Source organism: Thermocladium sp. ECH_B, assembly GCA_001516585.1.
In the GTDB taxonomy this organism is placed as follows: Archaea; Thermoproteota; Thermoprotei; order Thermoproteales; family Thermocladiaceae; genus Thermocladium.
In genome coordinates this window covers 19,065-39,337 of record LOBW01000006.1, presented here as the reverse complement: position 1 = coordinate 39,337, position 20,273 = coordinate 19,065, and the positions used below count along the sequence as shown (strand labels likewise).

Below are 20,273 nucleotides of genomic sequence, written 5' to 3'. Positions count from 1 at the left end.
ACTACCTGTGAGTATAATTGTTGGTACTCCTCATCTTGTTTCCTGAGGTCGAGGGCTAGTTGCCTCAGCTCCGTGAGGGTTAATTCCTTCCCATCCCTTTGGTAGAAGTACGTGTCTGCCCATCGTAGGGTGTTATAGACCTCACAAGCCACCTCCAAGGGCCTTTAACGCCCTCAACGTTCGTCGATCGGTGTATGCTCTGAACCTAAACCCCACGATGGGCATCAGAAAAACGGGAACATCAAATATTTAAAGTATTTCCCCCATCCCCGCCATAAATGGCGAGGTTTTCCCCGTGTGTATAAATGATTGCTGCTTCTCTAAGTCAAACACTATCTCGTACATGTCCCCCATGTATTTGAATTTTCCGTTANACTTGCGTCCCATCTTTATTAGCCGCAAGTTGTCGATGGATGTATAGGCAATGGCCTTCTTGAATCCCCTGCTTCTTAATAAGTCAAGAGTATGTCTAAACAATATTGATCCTATTCCCTTNCCTTGGTATTCATCCTTAACCGTTACCGCTATTTCCGCGGTGGATCCATCATCAAGTGGATACGCTTCCGTTATTCCTATTAATTCGCCGTTCTCCACTGCACCAAGTATTATTGGATTACGCTTAAGTAACCTATCTATATATGAATCTATATCCTTCACGGGGCACATGAATCTGCTCTCTATCGATTCCCTGGATAAACTCTCATAGAGTCTCCTTATCTCATCGGCATAATTAGGCCCTAGTTCTATTATTTGCATTGAGCATAATGTGCGGGAACCCTTTTAAATTCTTCCCTTGTATTAGTTAAAGTGCGCTGAACAAGCCTGTTGCAAATAAGGGTTTATTAAGTGAGGCAGAGGGCCCGCAGCAATGAAGCGAGTCATATTTCATGATCTCTTAACCCCAGAGGAGGCCATGAATCGCCTCATGGCTTATATCAAGGTTCTCGACACGGAAGTGGTAAATATTGAGGATTCCTACATGAGGGTCCTGGCCACTGATATATATGCCGGAATCGATGTTCCACCATTCGATAGAGCAACCATGGATGGATACGCCCTAAAGGCTGAGGATACATTCAATGTCGATGAACTTCATCCCACCAAGTTAAGGCTCATCGGGGAAATAAATGCAGGCGATGCGCCACAGCTAGAAGTAACTAATGGCACTGCTGTGGAGATAGCGACTGGGGCACCTCTCCCCCGCGGAGCCAATGCAGTGATACCTGTTGAGTATACTAAGATTGAGGGAAACGACGTGATAATCTATAGGGCTGTTACCCCCACGGAGAACGTTATGTCAGCGGGTTCTGATATAATGATGGGTGAATTAGTGCTTAGGGGATGCACATTGATTAAGGAGAGGGAGGCTGGCGTACTGGCATCAATAGGCATGAAGCGGATCCCAGTCATTCGAAAACCCAAGGTCGCTATAGTGTCAACTGGTAATGAACTCGTCAATGTTGGAAACCCATTGGGTCCAGGAAAGATATATGATGTAAATGCGTATAGCATAGCCCATGCAGTGCGCGAAGCCGGAGGAGTCCCTATCTTCCTTGGAGTGGCAGAGGATGATGAGGAAAAGATACGGAAACTCATAGAGGTTGGAATGGAAATGGACATCGTATTGGTTTCCGGCGGAACATCTGCTGGAGTAGCAGACATAACTTATAAGGTCCTTGACTCAATAGGACCCCCCGGCATAATACTTCATGGGCTTAAGGTAAAGCCGGGAAAACCCACGGTTGCCGCAATTTCATCCAGCGGCAAAATAATAATGGGATTACCGGGGTATCCTAATAGCTCATTAATGATATTTAATCTATTGGTGAAACCAATTCTATCCGCAATGCAATGCTATCCAATAGATGAAACCAAAGTAAAGGCTAGGCTAGCGGCGAAGGCCGAAGGAGCACGTGGGCGCAGGGCATTAACGCCAGTAAGCCTCATAGACACGGGTTCCCAAGTCATTGCATATCCATTGCCGGCGGAGTCCGGGGCAATATCTACGCTTGCCTTTGCGGATGGCTTTATGGAAGTACCTGAGAACGTGGAGTTCCTGGATAAGGGCGATGAAGTCACTGTTACCCTGTTTACGCATGAATATAAACCTGCTAACCTATACTTCGTGGGCAGCCATGACTTAGGAATAGATATAGCAGCGCGGTTGCTTCCAAAGTGGATCACGGTTAAGGTGATAAACGTTGGTTCACTGAATGGATTAATCGCGGCCTCCAATGAAGAGACCGATATAGCTGGCCTTCATCTAATAGATGAGGAAACTGGGGAATATAATTTACCATTCATGCAAAAATATGGCGAGGACAAGGTGGTCATGATTCGAGGATACCAGAGAGAGCAAGGGATAATAATTCAACGTGGGAACCCCAAGGGAATAAAGTCTATTGAGGATTTCTTGAGAAATGACATAGCAATAGTTAACAGGAATAAAGGAGCCGGAACTAGGTTCCTGCTTGATTCACTCCTTAAAAGATTAGCCGAGAAAAATGGGATGCGACTAAGTGACTTAGTTAAAGGGATAAATGGGTACTATTATGAGGTCAAAACACACACAGCGGTCGCCGCAGCCATACATCAAGGCAAGGCCGATGCTGGGATCGGCATAAGAGCCGCAGCGCATATGTATGGATTGGATTTCATTCCATTATCCATGGAACATTACGACTTTGCAGTACCTAGATCTAGACTCAATAAAGATAGCGTTAAAGCATTCATCGATTTACTTAAATCATCAATTTTCCAAAAAGAATTAACCAAATTACCAGGTTACCAGATAACAAGCGGAATAGGCGATGCAGTGATTCCCGCCTAGCCTTAACATGCTGAAACTCATAATTTTCTTACTAATTGGGNGGATGAACTTCATTGTTTTATNATGAGCTGTAATCAATAAATATTCCCCAGCAAGGAGGCCCGAATTTTCTCGTCCATTAATTTCATGATGAGGGTTTATACGCATGGGGGAAGCCTCGCCATTTATGGCGGGGATGAGGAGGGAATAACTTTATATTAGTGACGTTCCTGTTCCTCTGATGCCCATCGTGGGGTTTAGGTTTAGAGCATATACTGACGGACAGACGTTGAGGGCGTTAAAGGCCCAGTTGAGGTTGCGTGAGAGGCGTGCAATGCCCTTCGTTGGGCAAGGCATGCGGGGCGGGAGNCGCCCGTGGAGCTCCGCCCACTACCCGTGACGTTGGGCAAGGCGGGGCGGGGAAGCCTCGCCCTTAAGGGCGGGGTAGCTCACAGCATTAGCGGCCTAATTAATTCTCGAAATAAAGGAGAAGATCCACTTCCTTAATTCCTCTAGCCTATCATTGCTTACTGCCTCTATTGTTATCCTAAGCACATTCTCAGTGCCGCTCGGCCTAATCAAGAACCAAGAATCATCATAATCAACCCTAACTCCATCAATAGTTACGGCATTCGAGACTTCCTTTTGAATCGCCTCGATGATCCTCATCGCCCTTTCTCTAGGCATCTCTATTCTATCCCTATATAGAAACATAGATGGCAGCTCAGAGTAGACCTGATCCAAGTTCTTTCCCTTTTCGCTGAGGACATGCATCATGAGCAGCGTGGTAGATATGCCGTCGCGCACTGGGTGATGCCGTGGCCAAATAAATCCTCCATTATCCTCAAAACCACAGATGCCTCCGGTCCTCATTAAGGTATGACTTACATCTACGGAACCAACCTTTGTCCATATAACCTTCCCACCCCTCTTCTCCACTTCGGCCTTCACCATAGATGATGATGACACAGGCGTAACAACATAACCCCCTTCCTCCTCATCAAGTAGCGATTCGGCAAGTATTAGGCCTGACCTATCGCCTGGAATTACCTCCCCCTTTCCAGTAATGAACATAGAACGATCTCCATCTCCATCAAATGCAACAGCGAAATCAACCCCCATCTCCCTTACTGCCTTGGCGGTCTCCAGCAAAGTATCTTGCCGAGGCTCCGGCAACCGTCCTGGAAATAATCCACTTAAGTGGCCATTTATCGATTTTAACCGGATCCCCAGCTCTTCAAGGATCCTGGGCAATACAAGGCTAGCCACGCTATTAGCAAAATCCGCGGCAATAACAAATCTTTTAATTGATTCGCTTGGAAAAAGTTCTAACAAGTGGTNCTCGTAGGTCCTCAGCATGTAGCCAGCATCGATCTCCCTTATGGGCTTCACTTCACTATATGACTTTCCAGGCCGCGCCTCATCATAAAGCGCTTCAATCCTTGTCTCCTCCTCACGAGATACCTCTATGCCATCCTTATTCATCACCTTTATTCCATTATATTGAGGAGGATTATGGCTCGCAGTTATCATTACCCCGCCATCATACCCCTCCGCCTTAACTATGTATTGAAGCACGGGGGTCGGCACTAGACCCATATCGTGAACCTCTATTCCATACATTGAAAGAATTCCGCTAATTATATTTGAAATAGCGATTCCAGTTGTTCTCGCGTCTCTTCCCATTAATACTTCTCCTCCATTAAAGTATGATGCAATGGCTTCCCCAATCCTAGCTATTTGCAGTAAATCATACTTTCCCTCCAGGAATTCCAATCTTATTCCATTAGTGCCGAATAGTTTACCCATAAATGGTCTAGATCGGATCAATTTATAAACATGAGGTTTCAGAAACGCTTCTTGCATGGATCTCAAAATAGGAAGTTGTTTAATTTGTGGTTTCCTTATATGATTATGCAATTGAGTTAATGCAGCTATATGACATTCACATGAGTTGGGTTGAGGATATGACGCATCTAAGTTTCATGTTGTTAAGGTAATGATAGTTAATGAAGCATTCGAGGTTTGCATTAAGATTGCGTTACCATTAAGTGGACACGCAAATAATGGACAAAGGAAGAATAGTTCATAATCAATTCATGGATTTACCATTGGCGATTTATTGGGAATTTATGATTCAGATAACTACAAAACCTGCCCTTTAGGGCGGGGAGGGGACCAGTAGATTCTGGTTCTCAAGTAGTTATGGGAGCGATGGGAGGGTAATATTTAGAAAAGCTTATTTAATATTGCTTTTGAGGTTTCCTTAATGTCAGTTAGGGTTTACAGGGTTAAGGGAATGTTTAGGGATGTGGATGGGTGGAAAAACATAGAGAAGGATGTTGTTGCAATTAATGAGATGGATGCAAAGGAGAAGATCTATACATATATTGGTGGATTACATAGGGTCAAGAGGCACCTAATAAGGATAGAGTCTGTAGAGGCGTTGGATCCATCAATGGTTTCCAATAAAGAATTGCATCAATTATTATCGCTGGNTCGGTTAGTTATATTTGGGGAACAGCAATTAAGGTGATTATGGTGTCGGATCAAGGAAGATTAGTAATAACAAGAGAACAATTAGAGGAGCTTAGTAGGGAGTATGAGGAATTAAATGCAATCATTAATACGCTTACCCAGAACATAGCTGTAATAGATGCTACATTAAGGGATTATGGAAACGCCAAGTCCGTGCTGGAGACCATGAGTAAGGGACAGATCGATGATTCATTCGTATCCATAGGTGCAGGTGCATTCGTGAAGGCTACTACTCAAGTAAATACGCCAATTTTGATGTCAGTGGGNGCCGGCTATGTCGCTGAAATGGAGATCCAACGAGCAATTTCCATGCTTGATGATAGGCTAAAAGAAACTCAAGCAATTAAGTCCAAGCTAGAGGAGCAATTAGCTGAGGCAATGCGGCGAAGTAATGAGGTACGCAATGTATTGACCATAATATATCAACAGTTACAGTCGCAAGGAAGGCAACCTCAAGCTAAGTCATAACCATGTTTGAAAAGATACGTGACGCGTTTAAGAAGGCCGCCGATACAATAGCTAGCTCCATAGGAGAGAAGGAACNTGGGGAAAAGGAGGTAAATGAATTGCTTGATAATTTATTCAACGAATTAATTGAATACGACGTTGCGCTGGAGTCGGCGGAGCAAATAATAAACTCATTGCGGAACCACCTAATTAAGATACGTGTGCCTCGCTTTGGCGATAGATTAGGCATAATCAATAATTCATTATATGAGGCCTTCATGGACTTGTTAAGGGATGTGCCTAACCTAGACTTAATTCAAAGCATTGAAGAAAAGAAGGGGAGGCCATTCATTATGATGTATCTTGGACCGAATGGCTACGGTAAGACAACTAGCATAGCTAAGATAACTAAGTATCTATTGGATAGGAGGTACAGCGTGATTTGGGCTGCTGCCGACACGTTTAGGGCAGGCGCAATAGAGCAGCTAGAGGGTCATGCAACTAAGTTAGGCATTAAAGTGATTAGGCATCAGTATGGCGCAGATCCAGCGGCAGTGGTTTATGACGCAATTCAACACGCCTCAAGTAGGCATATTGATGTGGTTATGATTGATACTGCGGGACGAATGCATACAGATAAGAGCCTAATGGAGGAGATAAGGAAGATACATAGGGTGGCTTCACCTGACTTAACGATCTTTGTGGCAGATGCATTGATGGGTAATGAAGCGCTCGAGATAGCTAGGACATATGCGAAATACGTGCCCATAAATGCAATAATGGTGACTAAAGTGGATGCGTATCCTAAGGGCGGTTCGATTCTAACTTTGTTGATTGAATTGAAAAAGCCGATAATATTCATGGGTACCGGTCAAGGCTATGATGATTTACAAAGTTTTGATAAGTCAATATTCATAAAACGAATACTTGGGATTAATTAAATAACGCGATATTCCTCAATCATAACAAATTGCATCATCCAGCTCCTCCTTGTCCTTGAGGAAATGATGTTTGCATTATTCCTGTTAGGCAGCTCTTCCCTAGTTCGTCTCCTTCCCTGACCTCTTCCTCGCCATTTGGCGAGGGTTCCCCGNGGTTTGGGTTACGCCCCTTTTACGGGCGTACTCGTTCCCTTGGCATTGCGGGGTCGGCCCCTCGCTCCCTATTGATTGACTAGGGAAGCTATTACCTCACCAACGCCAGGGCTTAGGCTTTACCCAGCCTTGAAAGGCGAGGCTCGTCGTTCGTTTTATCAAGTAGAATGAATCATCTCCTCATCCNCATGTATTTGGTCAAGAAAGGACTATTCAAGCAATAAAGTGCTAATGCTTAGGCCCCCTCAAAACATCTTGGGCTCTTAAAGGATGAGGTTTATTATTAGAGACTTATCAAGTGAAGTTGGGTTAGTCCATTAATTATGAAGTACAATCCAAAGCCCACTATTGCTGCTGCAGTGGTTACCCTAATTACGTCGTATGTCTTTGATCCTCCATACCTGCTGCCCAAGTTGATTATTATGGGGAAAACGATTATCCATATAATTATGGCGATGAATAGGCCTAATACACTTTCTATGCCAAATATGCTTATAAAGCTCAATCCAGCAGTTACCCACCAACTTATTTGGTATGGATTAGTTATGCCCATAATGATTCCCTTAGTATAGCTAATAGTTACGGCTTTATTATTAGATCCAGTTTGCTTGCTCATTAGCACATTATACGCTAGGTAAATCATTATAATGCCCCCAGCCAAGTATATATAGTACACGAATGGCTTCACTAATTGATAGAGAAGCAGCGATATGGTCATCAATATGGCATCCGCCGTCATTGCTCCCGCTCCAACCATAGTTCCATGAATGGGGGATCTAAGCGACTCTGCCGCTATTAATGCATTCATGGGTCCAGGAGGCACTGCTAATGAGAATCCAAGCATCATGCCTATCAAGAAGTTTAACATGGGTAGTTAGCAAATATATATTTTTTATACATTACGTATTGATGTTACCGAAAAGCTGAACTTAATGGGAATTAAGAAGCAATCCAATCGTCAGCGAATACATTTTGATAATGGAAACAAGCCTCGCCATTTACGGCGGAGGGGGGCAGTTGTTTTCACTAGCCAGGTTTAAATGAAGCAAAATGTTTTTAATAGCCGTTAATTGCTTGCCTTAATCATGAAGGGTTGGNGCGGTAATTTATTGAGGATAGACTTAACCCGTCGAAAATACGTGGTTCAAGGAATTGATCCAAATATATTGGCTTCATATGTGGGCGGTCGAGGATTAGCGATAAAGATATTATGGGAAGAACTAGAGCCAGGCACTGATTCTCTCTCTCCTAAGAATAAATTAGTGCTGGCCGTTGGACCAGTTACTGCTTATCCAGGCCCTAATACAGGTAAATTAGTTATAGCATCTAAGAGCCCATTAACTGGGGGATATGGTGATGGGAATATAGGTTCCTGGGCATCGGTGCATATGAGGCGTGCAAATCTAGATGCAATAGTGATAGAGGGCAAGGCAGAAAAGCCGATTTATCTTTACATTGAGANCGATAAGGTGCAGTTCATGGATGCCAGCGATATTTGGGGCCTTGATACGTTCGAGGCTGAGGATAGGTTAAGGAAAATCTATGGAAATAATGCAGGCTACCTCNTAATAGGGCAAGCTGGGGAGAACTTAGTTAAGTNCGCCACAGTAATAGCTCAAAAAGGGCGAAGCGGTGGAAGACCAGGCATGGGCGCAGTCATGGGGAGCAAAATGATTAAGGCCATAGTTATCAAGGGAACTCGGCCGCTTCCGCCGGCAGCCGATCCTGCTCTCTCGAAGATAGGCGTTGATGCGATAGTGGCCACAAAGTCGAAACCCGGTTACCCGTTTTGGTTAAGGCAAGGAACCACTGCGACAGTGGAGTGGGCTCAAGAAGCAAGTGTTCTCCCCACATATAATTATACAGAGGGTCAATTCGATGATTTTAGTAAGATTGGTGGATTCATGGTTGAGAAAAGCAAGGTATTGACTCGATCATGCCCTAACTGCGTCATGCCGTGTGGCCACGTTGTTAAGGACTTGGAGGCTCAATTATCGGAGCTTGATTATGAGAATATAGCTATGTTGGGCAGCAACATAGGTATGGATTCACTTGATAAAGCCGCTTACCTGAATAGGTTAGCNGATATGTTTGGCATGGATACCATAAGCTTAGGTGGCACATTAAGTTGGGCAATGGAGGCTACAGAGAAGGGCTTGCTTAAGGGCGATAATGGGCTTGAATGGGGCGATGTCAAGGCCGCCGCCAGAGCCGTGGCTGAGATAGCTAATAGGTCAAGCGAGTTAGGTCAATTACTAGCGGAGGGTTCCAGAATAGCTGCGCAGAGGATCGGTCATGATTCTTGGAAATTCTCAATGAGTGTTAAAGGGCTAGAGGTCAGCGCGTATGATTGCCATGCGGCCCCAGGCATGGCTCTCGCATTTGGCACATCGCCCATAGGCGCTAGCCATAAGGACTCATGGGTTATATCATGGGAAGTACAGACCGGAAGAGACAGTTACTCTCCGGAGAAAGCCGCCAAGGTAATTGAACTGCAAAGAATAAGGGGCGGCTGGTTTGAATCCATGGTTGGCTGCAGGTTCCCTTGGGTAGAGGTTGGTTTAGAGCTGGATTGGTATTCAAAATTATTCAAGGCAGCCACAGGCACTGATCTGAATTTAATCACTTTGGCTGACAGAATATATACGTTGATACGGGCTTTCTGGATAAGGGAGTACGGAGGATGGAGCAAGGAGTACGACTACCCACCAAGAAAGTGGTTCGAGCAACCTCTCAGTAAAGGTCCACTTCGCGGAGCTAAGCTTAGGCTTGATGCATATGATTCAATGCTTAAGGAGTACTATAGGCAACGTGGATGGGATGAGAATGGAGTGCCAACTATATCCACCTTAAAGAGTTTAGGCCTTGAATTCACTATACCAACTCTGAGTAAATACGTCAAACTAAGCTAAACGAACCACTATTATTTTAATCGCAATCCACATAAAATAACGCCTCTGCTTGGAAATCTTAGTGAGATTCTAACAATTTGGAATTTCCGGTCCCTAAATAATAAAGAACATTGAGGTTCAGTGCTTCCCGTAATAGTTATGTATTGGGNTTTGTTTTTGCTTGCTTCTTATTGCGTTAAACGGTCAAGGGCGTTCTTTGTTAAATTAAGTATTCTAATGCCCTTCTCAGAGGCTTTTCTAATTATTTCTATTCTCTTTCTTAACCCAACGGTTGCCGCTATCCTAACAGCTTGTTTCCGTGGATCAACTGAATCCAATTCCCTAACATTATGAATTATCACTTCCTCATATCCGGTGGGATGAAGTCCCCTTACCAATCTCGGTTTACCATAGCCAGCCTTAACTAATGGTGGATAACCCTTGCGTTGCTTCTTTATCTTATTGTCAAGGGACTTCGGTCTGCGCCATCCATTCTGCAGCTTCCTGTTTAGCCATGAATTCATCCTCATCCACCTTGGTTCTCGTCTCTCCATAAGTAACCTCAATCTCAATAACTTAACCTGCTCTTTACTTAGCTCTGGCTTCTTATGGGATAATTCCTTCAACTTATCCAGCTCTTTCGGTTGGGCATCATCAGCCATAGGAAGTTGTCCGTTTTTCTGTTTAAAAATATTCTCACTTCATTAAAGTATCAGCTCAATTCTATGTAAATACGGTTTACTTCCCATCATCAATTAAGAAAATTCCCACATTTATGGCTTGATGAAGAGGTAAATGCTGGGCGAAAGATTTGCTTTGCCTTGGTTATGTCAAGAGATCACTACGTTTATTAAGTAAGATGGCTTTTTATATCCATGGATAAGGTGGTCAAGGCTATATTAGATGAATTAGAGAGACACGTATATACTAGGGCTCACTTAACATTACTCACGTCAAGGGGGGAAGCAAGCAAATGGCGGCTTAGGAAATATAACGGTTATCTGCAATTCGAGAATAAGCATGATACGGAATTCTTCTCCGACGTAGTTATTGATTCGCTTCATGATGGGNTTCTGATAATGGTTCTTCGAAGCCTTACTAGCATGAAAAGGAATGGCAAGTACATAAAGGAATTGCGTGCATATAGGATCACGCGAAAAGGTGGACTCGTCATAAGTAAGGTTCCAATCGATGAACTAATAGTGTCAATGAATATGAACAGCCTCACCGGCGAATTACTGGAGCCGGAGCCAGCCGTCATGTATTGTATAGATGATGAATGTATCTCAAGTGAAGATATAAAAGAAGAGGATTTACAAGTATATATACGAAACATTAGAAAATGGATGCATTAAATTATTAAATTATTTAACCCTTCGCGCGAAACAACAACCCTCTTCAGGGCGGGGAGGAGGTCAGTAAAGTAGTTAAGGATAAAGTCCCATCTATATGGCGGAGAGGTGCAGGAAAAACCCTAACTATGGAAAGAATCAATTATTTGATGAATTAGAGGGTTATTCCATATATTTTCTCCATATTTGTTTTGCAGATAGAGTCAATGAATTCCTCTCTTACTATACCCCTTTCCACGTAATTCTTAAGCTTCTTGGCCAGCGTCCATGGTGGTATAACGCTGCCTGTTCTTTTTGGGTCATCTGCAAAATCGCTCTCAACGACGAAGATGGGGCCTAATTGTATGGCAGCATCAAATTCTCCTTTTCTACCTATTGGCACTGATGGTGAGAATCCATATGAGGCTCCTATGCCGACCATGTCTGGCGCCGCGTGGTGAAGTACGACTTTTTCCTTGGCTATGTTTGCTTTGTCGGCTAGTATTTTTATAGAATCAACGGTTTCTCTTCCTTTACGCTCTAAGTGTAGGTGCACTACTGCATTAATATCTCTTGCAGTTTCCATAGCATATAGTATTATATCATTACATAACTCAATTATATCATTATTGACATCCCAATGAGGTCGACCAATCTCTCCTATGCCAATTGCCTCTCCCCTTTTTATGAATTGGCTTGCTGCGTCAATGACCTTAATCATGTGATTCCTCACATCATTGATGCTCCAGCCTCTCTCCAATAATTTATAGCACTCAGCCGGGTGAAGGCCTATCACGGGAACCGACTTTACTCCAGACTCGCTTACTAATCGTGAGGACTCTATTGTTAGCCTATACAGCTTCTCCACATCATTGATATCGCCTGCATTTAATCCGAAATCGGATGGCAAAAGACTTACTATAACCATAAACGAGCCGCCCTTCTCGGCGAACCTCTTGGCAACTATCTTTGGCCCTAAGCCATTAACTGGATTCACATGCCCATGATTATCGCTGATGAACATGAAATAAATAAGGTAAGTTAGCATTAAAAACCTCTCGAGGGAGTTTCAGCAAGCAATGGATGAAGAGGAGGAATTGTTGAATATTGTGGAGTCAACCCAACTAGTTGATACTGGTTATGGATTCGCCATATATATAGATATGGATATTCCAGCCTCTCAAGACTTCACGATTGTCCCCATTTATCATGAATTTGATGACGCCATAATATTGGAGATATGGATAGAGTATAGTGGCTCTGGTGCTTCTCCACTTAGATTTGCATTGCTGGATGAGGTTGATGAACATGTTGAGGCCGTGGGAAAGTGGTTATTAAATGGGAAAATGCTGTTATTGTTNAAGGATAAATTAGTGTCGCTTCCTCTTCCTCCTAATGTGAAACCAATGAGGCTATTCGCCCATATTGCCGGGCCAGATGAGCACACTACTGCTTAAGTATCTTCCTAACTCTCCTCTTAGATACTGGATCTCTCCCATATTTATAACAGGTTTATTGAATCGATCCAAATCATCGAAGCCAAGACGAGGGCAGGCCGTGTTTATTACTGCATCAACGCTTAATTCATTTATTAAGTCGGGCCCAACCTCATCGCTATAGACAATAAAGCTCTCTATCCCATTCTTCTTCAGGAACTTAAGCNCCCCATCTGCCTGTAACTCCATGGATTGTCCAGGCTTTCCAGTCACTATCACTGCAATCCTCTTAGCTTCTCTAGCCTTAAGTAATGCATTAATCTTGAGGGCCAATAGCTTCCTATATGCCTGTTCAACATCATCTACGGAAACCCTATGAGGATCCACCGCTATTACTCTTGCCGCTGGATTCACTAGCTTCACCGTTAATGGATAGAATAATCCTCCCGACACGACCGCCGCATTATTGGTCCTAACAGGGAAAAAGCAGCCAGTAAATGGGCCATACAGCTTAACTCCAAGGCTTTGTGATATTTCTTCCGCGTATAATTTATATGGTAATGCATAAGCCATTAACTCGAATCCAGAGACTAGTTCCAATTTCTCTAGCAATGCTTTAATCACATCCCTATTTGGTTCATAATATGCTGGAACCAAGTATGCAGACGAATCCTTAAAATTAATCACAATCAAAGCCCCCCTCCTAGTTAGCGTTACCCCATTCATTCGAAGTATGCCCTCTATATTTGGTGGAACAGCATGCCCCAAATGAATTATGGCTGCATTAGAATTAAACGATATATCACATGAGCCCCATGTATTTCGTCCACTAATGAATATGGGGACATCCTTGATCATTTTAGCGACTTCTATTGCAACATTCCTAAAACCAGTTGGTGCCTCTATTATTACCTTGCTTGCGCCCCTATTTGAAACAAGCCTTAATGCTTCCTCTAAATCCTCAAGTAAAACCCCATTAATCAGCATTAGGTTCCTCCCCACTCGATTCGGCATATCCGTTGCTCATCATTCGAGGAATAATTTATCTCAATTTAAAAAACTTTAGCGTAGACTTAAGTGAACAAAGAGGAGACAATAACACAAATTAGAATTAGCATTCATTACGAATAATTTTTAAAGCGTTCTCTACGTTTAATGGTGGGGCCGGGCTCGAGGAGGCTGCCGCCTCCNCCTCTAAATGAGCCGTAGGTTAACGGGAGCCGAAACCCTCGCCTGGCGGCAGTGAGGGCCCTGCGTCAACGTGTTGCCGGCGATGAATGCCAGCCCCCTGGAACGCTCATCCCTAGGCCCACTCACCGTAGGGTGGGTCGGGACTTAGGTACGCGGCGAAGTGGGTCAGGCCCGGGAGGGAGCAGCCCTAAGTCGCGGTGGGCGTGTTCAGGGGTCCACTGACTGGATGCTGGGCGCCCGTCGGCGCTGGGTCTAGCTGCCGCTCGTGGAGGGGTTGGGCCCCATTCGTCATTTAACGAAGATAATCATTTAATTATAATTATTAGATAGCAAAAGACATGGAGCTAGGCAATTATCCAGTCTATCCACCCACCGATCCGGAGTTCGAGAAGCCGCCGAAAAAGGATAAGTATGATGTAGTGATAATAGGGGCTGGCGGCGGTTACCATGGATCCTTCGAGTTAAGCAAAGGCGGATTACGCGTCTTAATGATAGATGATAAGGGCAATCTAGGCGGTTCCTGCCTATATGAGGGGTGCATTCCATCTAAGGCGGTAAGAATGGGCATTCATTTATTAAGGAACATGAGGAATATGTTAACTGCGGNTGGAAATAGCGATATTGAAAAAGTAAGACTGACTTGGGAGAACCTCATTGATAATAAGGACTGGGTTCAAGAGCTTCGTTATAATCAACATATACGGGAAGTAAAGGAGCATGCTCCACTTGAATTAGTTAAGGGCATTGCCACAATAATTGGAAGCAATAAGGTACGGGTACAGGGAGGAACATGGAGCAAGGATGTTGAGGCCGGTCGACTCCTCGTTGCTACCGGTTCTATTCCTATTAAGCTACCCATTCCTGGAAGCGATCTATCAATAGGCAGCATGGAGTTATTCGGTTTTCGCACGAAGCATAGAAAGATACCGTCAAGCGTTGTAATAATAGGTGGTGGATACATAGGCGTTGAGGTCGCATTTATGCTTAGCCGTATGGGGGTTAAGGCAACAATTGTGGAGATGCTTCCACGCATATTAAATGGATGGAGCAATGATATAGTCTCTGAAATAGAGGCAAGCCTGGAGAAGAGCGGGGTAACGGTTTTAACTAATTCCAAGGTGGCATCCATACGGAATGACGGCAATGAAAAGGTAGTGGAGTATGATACGGCAACTGGGAGGAAGTCCGTGAAGGGGGAGGAAGTCGTTATGGCCGTTGGTAGGAAGCCATTTGTGGAGGGGCTTAATTCTCTTGGCATAGTGGAGAAGGGAAAGGTCATGGTTGATTCAACAATGAGAACCACGGTGCCAAATATATATGCGGCAGGCGACGTCATTGGGCAATACATGTTGTTCCATGCTGCAGTTAAGGAGTCCACGATAGCTGCGTGGAATATGCTTCATGGCGCTCCAATTTATGAGGTTAATTTCAATTCTATACCAGTTACCGTGTTCAGCGAGCCTGAGGCGGCAGTAGTTGGATTAACCGAGGACGCAGCCAGGGCTAGGGGTGTTCCATATACCGTGGTGAAGTATCCGCTAGAGGATGATGCATATGCCCAGATACTGAGGGCTAGAGAGGGATGGGTGAAGCTAATTATAGAGCGGGATTCGCAACGAATAATAGGCGGTGAAATAGTTGGGGAGGATGCCTCCTTACTAATAAATGAAGTGGCGCTGGCGGTAGCCACTAATGCTAGGGNTAAGGATGTTGCGCTTCTTGCCCACGCGCATCCCACGATTTTCGAGTCCATAGATAGAGCCGCAATAAGATTTAAGCTGTGAGGAAGCCGTGGATGAACGATTAAGGGCAATTTTGTTGGATTGGAGAATGATAGCCATTATGAGACATTTAAAAAGGGCTAATGTGGATTATGGCAAATCAATCATGAAAGACACCGGTATACCTCTTGGCTCCGTGGTTCAATTATTAGAGCAACTGGAGAAGCTCGGATTAGTTAATAGAATAGATAAGCCGGTGCTGAAGAATACATACGCTAAATTCAAGAGGAAACATGAAGTGAGGAAGCACCATATATATTATGGATTAAGTAGGAACGGCGAATTAATTCTTAGGGAACTTGATAAGTCATTGCCTAATTTATACGTAGAATTAATACTAAGCGATGCTGAGTTATCAATGATTTGGTTCAGGTTTATCAATGGTTCATCCACGTCCAGCGATTTATCTATTCTACAGGGAATGGGGCTCATCGATGATGATGGTGATTTAACTGAGATGGGTAAAATGGTTAGAGATAGATTAATTCAGCATCATGATTTCAAGCAACCAAGGCAGTGACAAGACTAAGAATACATTAATGCCTGCGTGATTGGGGCAAGAATTTTAANCCCGCCTCATCAATCGATTGGCGAGTGATGACTAAAAAATGCCTGTATCGGTGACGAATTTGCCGAGTGCTGATTCTATGTCGAGTATGCATCAAGCGTCGTCTCAGCTACATCAAAGGCATATGCCGCTATTCTCCCTATTGACTCTATCACTAGAAGCATGTATCCCCGCGAATCCATCGCGACTTCATGCATCGCCTCCATGGCTTCCACCCTCTCGTTTAGCAATATATTTCTTTTATCCAGTATTTTCATAGCAATGCCGGTATTCTTGCCTATGAATGCCATTATGGCCTCATTGCCCAGCTCTAGGACTCGCATTCCAAGGCTCTTAACGGTCTCCACGGCATGATTAGGTGCATTTAATTGAGGTGCCCATTGAGCTATTCTCCAAGCATGGTCCCCACTACGCTCCACGGACTTAGCGACCAATAAATATGGAGTTAATTCCATTCGGCTTTGCAACGATATTGAGTTCAGCAATACCCTTCCCTCTATTGCCATGTTTATTAGCCTATGCACTAATAAGTATGTCTTGTCAACTTCATCATCTCGAGCCATAACATCCCTAGCTAATACTTCATCACCGCTTCCAATCAAGTCCAGCGAGTCCCTCATCATTCCCCTAACCGTTAACCACATTCTATGCATTAACTTGCTCAACGGTAATTGAGTTTGAACTGAAAGAATATTCACACGCGCCTCAGTTGTATTCTCCTCTATTAATTCTATCCCGGCTAATTTTGACTTAATGGCTGAGAACAAGGTATCCTTAGTTAGCGAATTAGATCCATTGAACTTAATTGTTATGAAATCATCNCCCCTCAAGTATGAGCTTATTACCATTCTTAGGATGCCATCAATAGACGAGTCTGCAGCAACATATATACTACTGCCGCGTTGGGTTTCCTTGGCTATAGGCCTGATTAGGATCCCATCATCTCTAAGCTCTAGATATACCGGTGAACCTGGTCCTAGGCCTATGGCGTCCGCCCACTTCTTCGGTATAGTGACTCCTATCGATGACTTGCCAAGTGACTGCGTCTTTCTTACATCAGTGCTACTTCCTTTAGNCATCCAGGCTTAGGTTCCTTTTTGCTTAATTTAAATTTTTAAATAAGTTTTAATTGAAAAGGCAATTATTTATTGGTAATTATCCTCTAATTTCATTTTTGTTCCCTTACGATTTTAATTGCCTGCGCTCCCTTTATTATATCATCTATGTTTATCGAACCATGATCGCTCTTCGATGGATCCACCGCATCATCGCCGTACTTGAATTGAACTATGAGATCCGATGACGTTCTTACCGTTCCGTCATATGATACATACATGTCTTGCATTGCATTTATCAATCGTCGTTGTGCGTATCCGCTTTGCGATGTTCTCACTGCAGTATCGACGAGTCCATCCCTGCCGCTTGCTGCATGGAAGAAGTACTCTATTGGGGTTAATCCGCTTCTTAGGTTGGACCTAACATATCCCCTGGCCTCGGGCCCTAGGTCTCCCTGATTAAAGTGGGAAAGCGTTCTATTTAGGAATCCCCGCTTGAATCGTTCGCCCCTAACCGTTTGTTGCCCTAATAATGCCATCATTTGGGTTAGATTCACTAGGCTGCCTCTTGCTCCTGTCTTGGCCATTATATACGCATCGGAATCCTTATCAACGTATTTATCAATTATGGCAGCGGCTTCTTCCCTTATCTTGGAGAGAAGTATTGTTATTCTATTCTCTAAGGTCTCCTCAACCGTGTATCCAGGATCAGCTTCAAGCGTCTTCGCATAGANGCTCTCCAGAAGCTTATTCACGTCCTCCTCATACTTGCTCTCTATCTCGTGAATTTCACGGAATGCTTCCTCTCCTAACTCCAATGAATCCATTCCTATCGTGAATCCCCTAAGATCGATGAACCTCATTATTGTCCTAAGCGTAGAATCAATCCACTTCCTTGCCTCATCACTTCCATACCTCTTCACTATGGTATGCCAAAGGGAATTAACTTGCTCTGCTCCTATGGATTTCTTATCAAGTACCCCGGTCGCCATGTAACCATTAACTATGACTATGTACTCATCAGTGAAGCAATTATAGGCATCCTTGCAAGTTGATCGCATCGCCGTGGCCTGGGTCCAATTAAGGTCCTTCGGTAATAACATTGATATGACTTGCTTCCCGGTCCAAAGCTCCTCGGGGTACTGTATGGCTGGCTCCATTATTTCGCCATCATAATTAGCGGCAGCCAATAGGTNCATCAATTGCTCCTTATTGATCAGCGTATCTTTTCTAGTAAGTAAGTAACCGCTCGTTATGTAGTCCTGCCTAGCGCCTATAATGGGTCCGCCATACCTTGGCGTTATTATATGATTCTGGACAAGCATGAGAAGCCTGGCCTCAGCCCTTGCTTCCTCAGTCTGCGGCACATGTAGATTCATCTCATCTCCATCGAAGTCAGCATTATATGGTGGGCACACCGCTAAGTGAAGCCTAAAGGTTCTGCCTGGAAGCACCTTAGCTATGTGGCCCATTATGGACATCCTATGAAGACTGGGTTGTCTATTGAATAGCACTATATCCCCATCTATTAAGTGCCTATACACTATTGAGCCGGGCACTATTGATTTAGCGACTTCGGTTCTATCCCTAACGTATTTGAGATTTCGTTTCCTGCCATCTGGTCCCACTATCTCAATTGCTCCAGGCCATATCTCCGGCCCATTCACTACTAATTGCTTTATCTTGTCTATATTCCATTCGGTAACGTATTCGGGCACTGTTAATTCCTTTGCTATATCTATGGGTACTCCAACCTCGTTTATGCTTATATTTGGATCTGGACTAATCACGGTTCTTGCCGAGAAATCAACTCTCTTGCCGGAGAGGCTTCCCCTGAATCTGCCTTCCTTGCCCTTTAATCTTTGTGCTAATGTCTTTAATGGTCTGCCTCCTCTATGCTTCGCCTGAGGTAAGCCGGGCAATTCATTATTAAAGTACGTGGATACGTGGTACTGAAGCAAGTTCCATACATCGTCAACCATCATCGAGGGAGAACCCGATTCAATGGCGTTCCTCAGCTTCTCATTGGTCCTAACTATTTCAACTAATTTATGGGTTAAATCATCCACGCTCATTTGGCCATTTGGTAATTGAATTGATGGCCTGACCTGTGGCGGAGGCACCGGTATAACTGTCAGGATAGCCCACTCAGGTCGCGCAGAGCTTGGATCAATGCCGAGAACCTCTAAGTCGGAGTCGGATATCTTTTCCAATCGCTCCCTTATCTTGATGGGATCCATCTTTATTTCTATGTGGTTCTCAGTCTCTTCATAGAAATCAGTGGGTCGCTCCAGCCTTATCTTTAATTGCTTGGCTCCACAATGAGGACAAGTATCGCGGCTAATTGCCTTTTTAACGATCTTAGTAATGACTCTATCCCTAGTGAGTCTCCAGTGTTTCTTGAGTCGCTCCAGCCTTGTTCTGTACCGCTCGATCTCCTGATCAGTTAGCAGGACTCGACCACATTCTCTACAAGTAGCTCTTAGCAAGTCATGAATTGGTTTAGCGAATTCTGGATGAATTACCGGCCGCGCTAATTCTATCCTACCGAAATGCCCGGGACATCTACTGTAATCATTGCCGCAAGTTTCGCATACAGCCTCCGGCTCCGCTACGCCGAGCCTCTTATCCATTATTCCACCCTTAACGGGGTTGCCTGCCTCATCGTAAGTCTCGGAGGTCGTTATTTCCATAACTGACATTCTCCTAATGGTGTCCGGCGATAATATGCCGAACCTTATTCTGCTCAGCGACTTGGAAGGAATATCCCTATCCATATTCTTAGATTGATTTAATGACATCTACGGCAACCATATGTTAGTCCAGTTTATAAACTTTAATTACCAAGCCCCGAAAGTGTCGCTAACCGAGAATTTAAGGCTTATGCATAAGGAGCCTCGCTTGGCTACTGACCTCCTCCCCACCCTAAAGGGGCGAGTTTTGTCGTTCGTTTTATCAAAAGTGGGCCTTGCAGTTCTGAAAGCCAAGCTTTTGAACATTAATGGCAGTAAAGCGCATTCCAACCAAGCAATTTTTCGTAAGCGACTATATTAATACACAATACCCAGAAATAAATGATCGCATTCCATAATTGGAAGCAATTCACGAGGCCTTAGCGAAGCTCCGCTCTAA

The 20,273-nt window shown here is 44.1% G+C and carries 16 protein-coding genes and 2 pseudogenes; 10 read left to right on the top strand and 8 right to left on the bottom strand.

Annotation, left to right across the window (positions count from 1 at the left end; all coding sequences use genetic code 11):
• Nucleotides 1–249: 249 nt before the first annotated feature.
• A complete protein-coding gene (locus AT710_01615; protein KUO93005.1) occupies nt 250–756 on the bottom strand; it encodes a hypothetical protein in 507 nt (168 codons plus the stop codon).
• 112 nt (nt 757–868) lie between these two features.
• Here AT710_01615 and AT710_01610 point away from each other — a divergent pair, with 112 nt between their 5' ends.
• Complete coding sequence (locus tag AT710_01610) at nt 869–2,830, top strand: molybdenum cofactor biosynthesis protein MoeA (GenBank protein ID KUO93004.1); 1,962 nt, start codon at nt 869–871, stop codon at nt 2,828–2,830.
• A gap of 444 nt (nt 2,831–3,274) precedes the next feature.
• Here AT710_01610 and AT710_01605 read toward each other — a convergent pair whose 3' ends face one another.
• Entirely contained in the window at nt 3,275–4,618 is a 1,344-nt protein-coding gene (locus AT710_01605; protein KUO93003.1) for a hypothetical protein, read from the bottom strand.
• A 460-nt stretch (nt 4,619–5,078) separates the two neighbouring features.
• On the opposite strand from AT710_01605, the pseudogene AT710_01600 reads away from it, so the two are divergent.
• The 3 genes and pseudogenes from AT710_01600 to AT710_01590 all read left to right on the top strand — a co-directional run bounded on the left by AT710_01600 (nt 5,079) and on the right by AT710_01590 (nt 6,735).
• Nucleotides 5,079–5,261: pseudogene (locus AT710_01600) on the top strand.
• Between the two features lie 86 nt (nt 5,262–5,347).
• Nucleotides 5,348–5,815: a hypothetical protein gene (locus tag AT710_01595; GenBank protein ID KUO93002.1), complete on the top strand. Its 468-nt coding sequence runs from the start codon at nt 5,348–5,350 to the stop codon at nt 5,813–5,815.
• A 2-nt stretch (nt 5,816–5,817) separates the two neighbouring features.
• On the top strand, nt 5,818–6,735 hold the full coding sequence (locus tag AT710_01590; protein KUO93001.1) for a signal recognition particle-docking protein FtsY: 918 nt from the start codon (nt 5,818–5,820) through the stop codon (nt 6,733–6,735).
• 436 nt (nt 6,736–7,171) lie between these two features.
• Here the strand turns inward: AT710_01590 and AT710_01585 are convergent, their stop codons facing one another.
• Entirely contained in the window at nt 7,172–7,756 is a 585-nt protein-coding gene (locus AT710_01585) for a lysine transporter LysE (GenBank protein KUO93000.1), read from the bottom strand.
• A 217-nt stretch (nt 7,757–7,973) separates the two neighbouring features.
• Here AT710_01585 and AT710_01580 point away from each other — a divergent pair, with 217 nt between their 5' ends.
• Nucleotides 7,974–9,800, top strand: a complete 1,827-nt coding sequence (locus AT710_01580) for an aldehyde ferredoxin oxidoreductase (GenBank protein ID KUO92999.1) — start codon at nt 7,974–7,976, stop codon at nt 9,798–9,800.
• A gap of 167 nt (nt 9,801–9,967) precedes the next feature.
• Here AT710_01580 and AT710_01575 read toward each other — a convergent pair whose 3' ends face one another.
• On the bottom strand, nt 9,968–10,333 hold the full coding sequence (locus AT710_01575) for a hypothetical protein (protein KUO93008.1): 366 nt from the start codon (nt 10,331–10,333) through the stop codon (nt 9,968–9,970).
• A gap of 321 nt (nt 10,334–10,654) precedes the next feature.
• On the opposite strand from AT710_01575, the gene AT710_01570 reads away from it, so the two are divergent.
• On the top strand, nt 10,655–11,134 hold the full coding sequence (locus tag AT710_01570) for a hypothetical protein (protein ID KUO92998.1): 480 nt from the start codon (nt 10,655–10,657) through the stop codon (nt 11,132–11,134).
• Nucleotides 11,135–11,285: 151 nt separating this feature from the next.
• Here AT710_01570 and AT710_01565 read toward each other — a convergent pair whose 3' ends face one another.
• Nucleotides 11,286–12,134: a deoxyribonuclease gene (locus AT710_01565; protein KUO92997.1), complete on the bottom strand. Its 849-nt coding sequence runs from the start codon at nt 12,132–12,134 to the stop codon at nt 11,286–11,288.
• 55 nt (nt 12,135–12,189) lie between these two features.
• On the opposite strand from AT710_01565, the gene AT710_01560 reads away from it, so the two are divergent.
• Nucleotides 12,190–12,567, top strand: a complete 378-nt coding sequence (locus tag AT710_01560) for a hypothetical protein (GenBank protein ID KUO92996.1) — start codon at nt 12,190–12,192, stop codon at nt 12,565–12,567.
• On the opposite strand, the gene AT710_01555 is transcribed toward AT710_01560, so the two are convergent.
• Complete coding sequence (locus AT710_01555) at nt 12,523–13,560, bottom strand: hypothetical protein (protein KUO92995.1); 1,038 nt, start codon at nt 13,558–13,560, stop codon at nt 12,523–12,525. The two genes, AT710_01560 and AT710_01555, sit on opposite strands and share 45 nt — an antisense overlap.
• Before the next feature lie 515 nt (nt 13,561–14,075).
• On the opposite strand from AT710_01555, the gene AT710_01550 reads away from it, so the two are divergent.
• Together AT710_01550 and AT710_01545 are read left to right on the top strand one after the other, a co-directional pair.
• Entirely contained in the window at nt 14,076–15,521 is a 1,446-nt protein-coding gene (locus tag AT710_01550) for a dihydrolipoamide dehydrogenase (protein ID KUO92994.1), read from the top strand.
• A 46-nt stretch (nt 15,522–15,567) separates the two neighbouring features.
• Nucleotides 15,568–15,825 (top strand): annotated as a pseudogene (locus tag AT710_01545).
• A 338-nt stretch (nt 15,826–16,163) separates the two neighbouring features.
• Here the strand turns inward: AT710_01545 and AT710_01540 are convergent.
• Entirely contained in the window at nt 16,164–17,165 is a 1,002-nt protein-coding gene (locus AT710_01540) for a hypothetical protein (GenBank protein KUO92993.1), read from the bottom strand.
• Nucleotides 17,166–17,254: 89 nt separating this feature from the next.
• Nucleotides 17,255–19,942, bottom strand: coding sequence for a DNA-directed RNA polymerase subunit A' (locus AT710_01535; GenBank protein ID KUO92992.1), 2,688 nt, complete (start codon nt 19,940–19,942; stop codon nt 17,255–17,257).
• 55 nt (nt 19,943–19,997) lie between these two features.
• Here AT710_01535 and AT710_01530 point away from each other — a divergent pair, with 55 nt between their 5' ends.
• On the top strand, nt 19,998–20,195 hold the full coding sequence (locus AT710_01530) for a hypothetical protein (GenBank protein ID KUO92991.1): 198 nt from the start codon (nt 19,998–20,000) through the stop codon (nt 20,193–20,195).
• Nucleotides 20,196–20,273 lie beyond the last annotated feature (78 nt).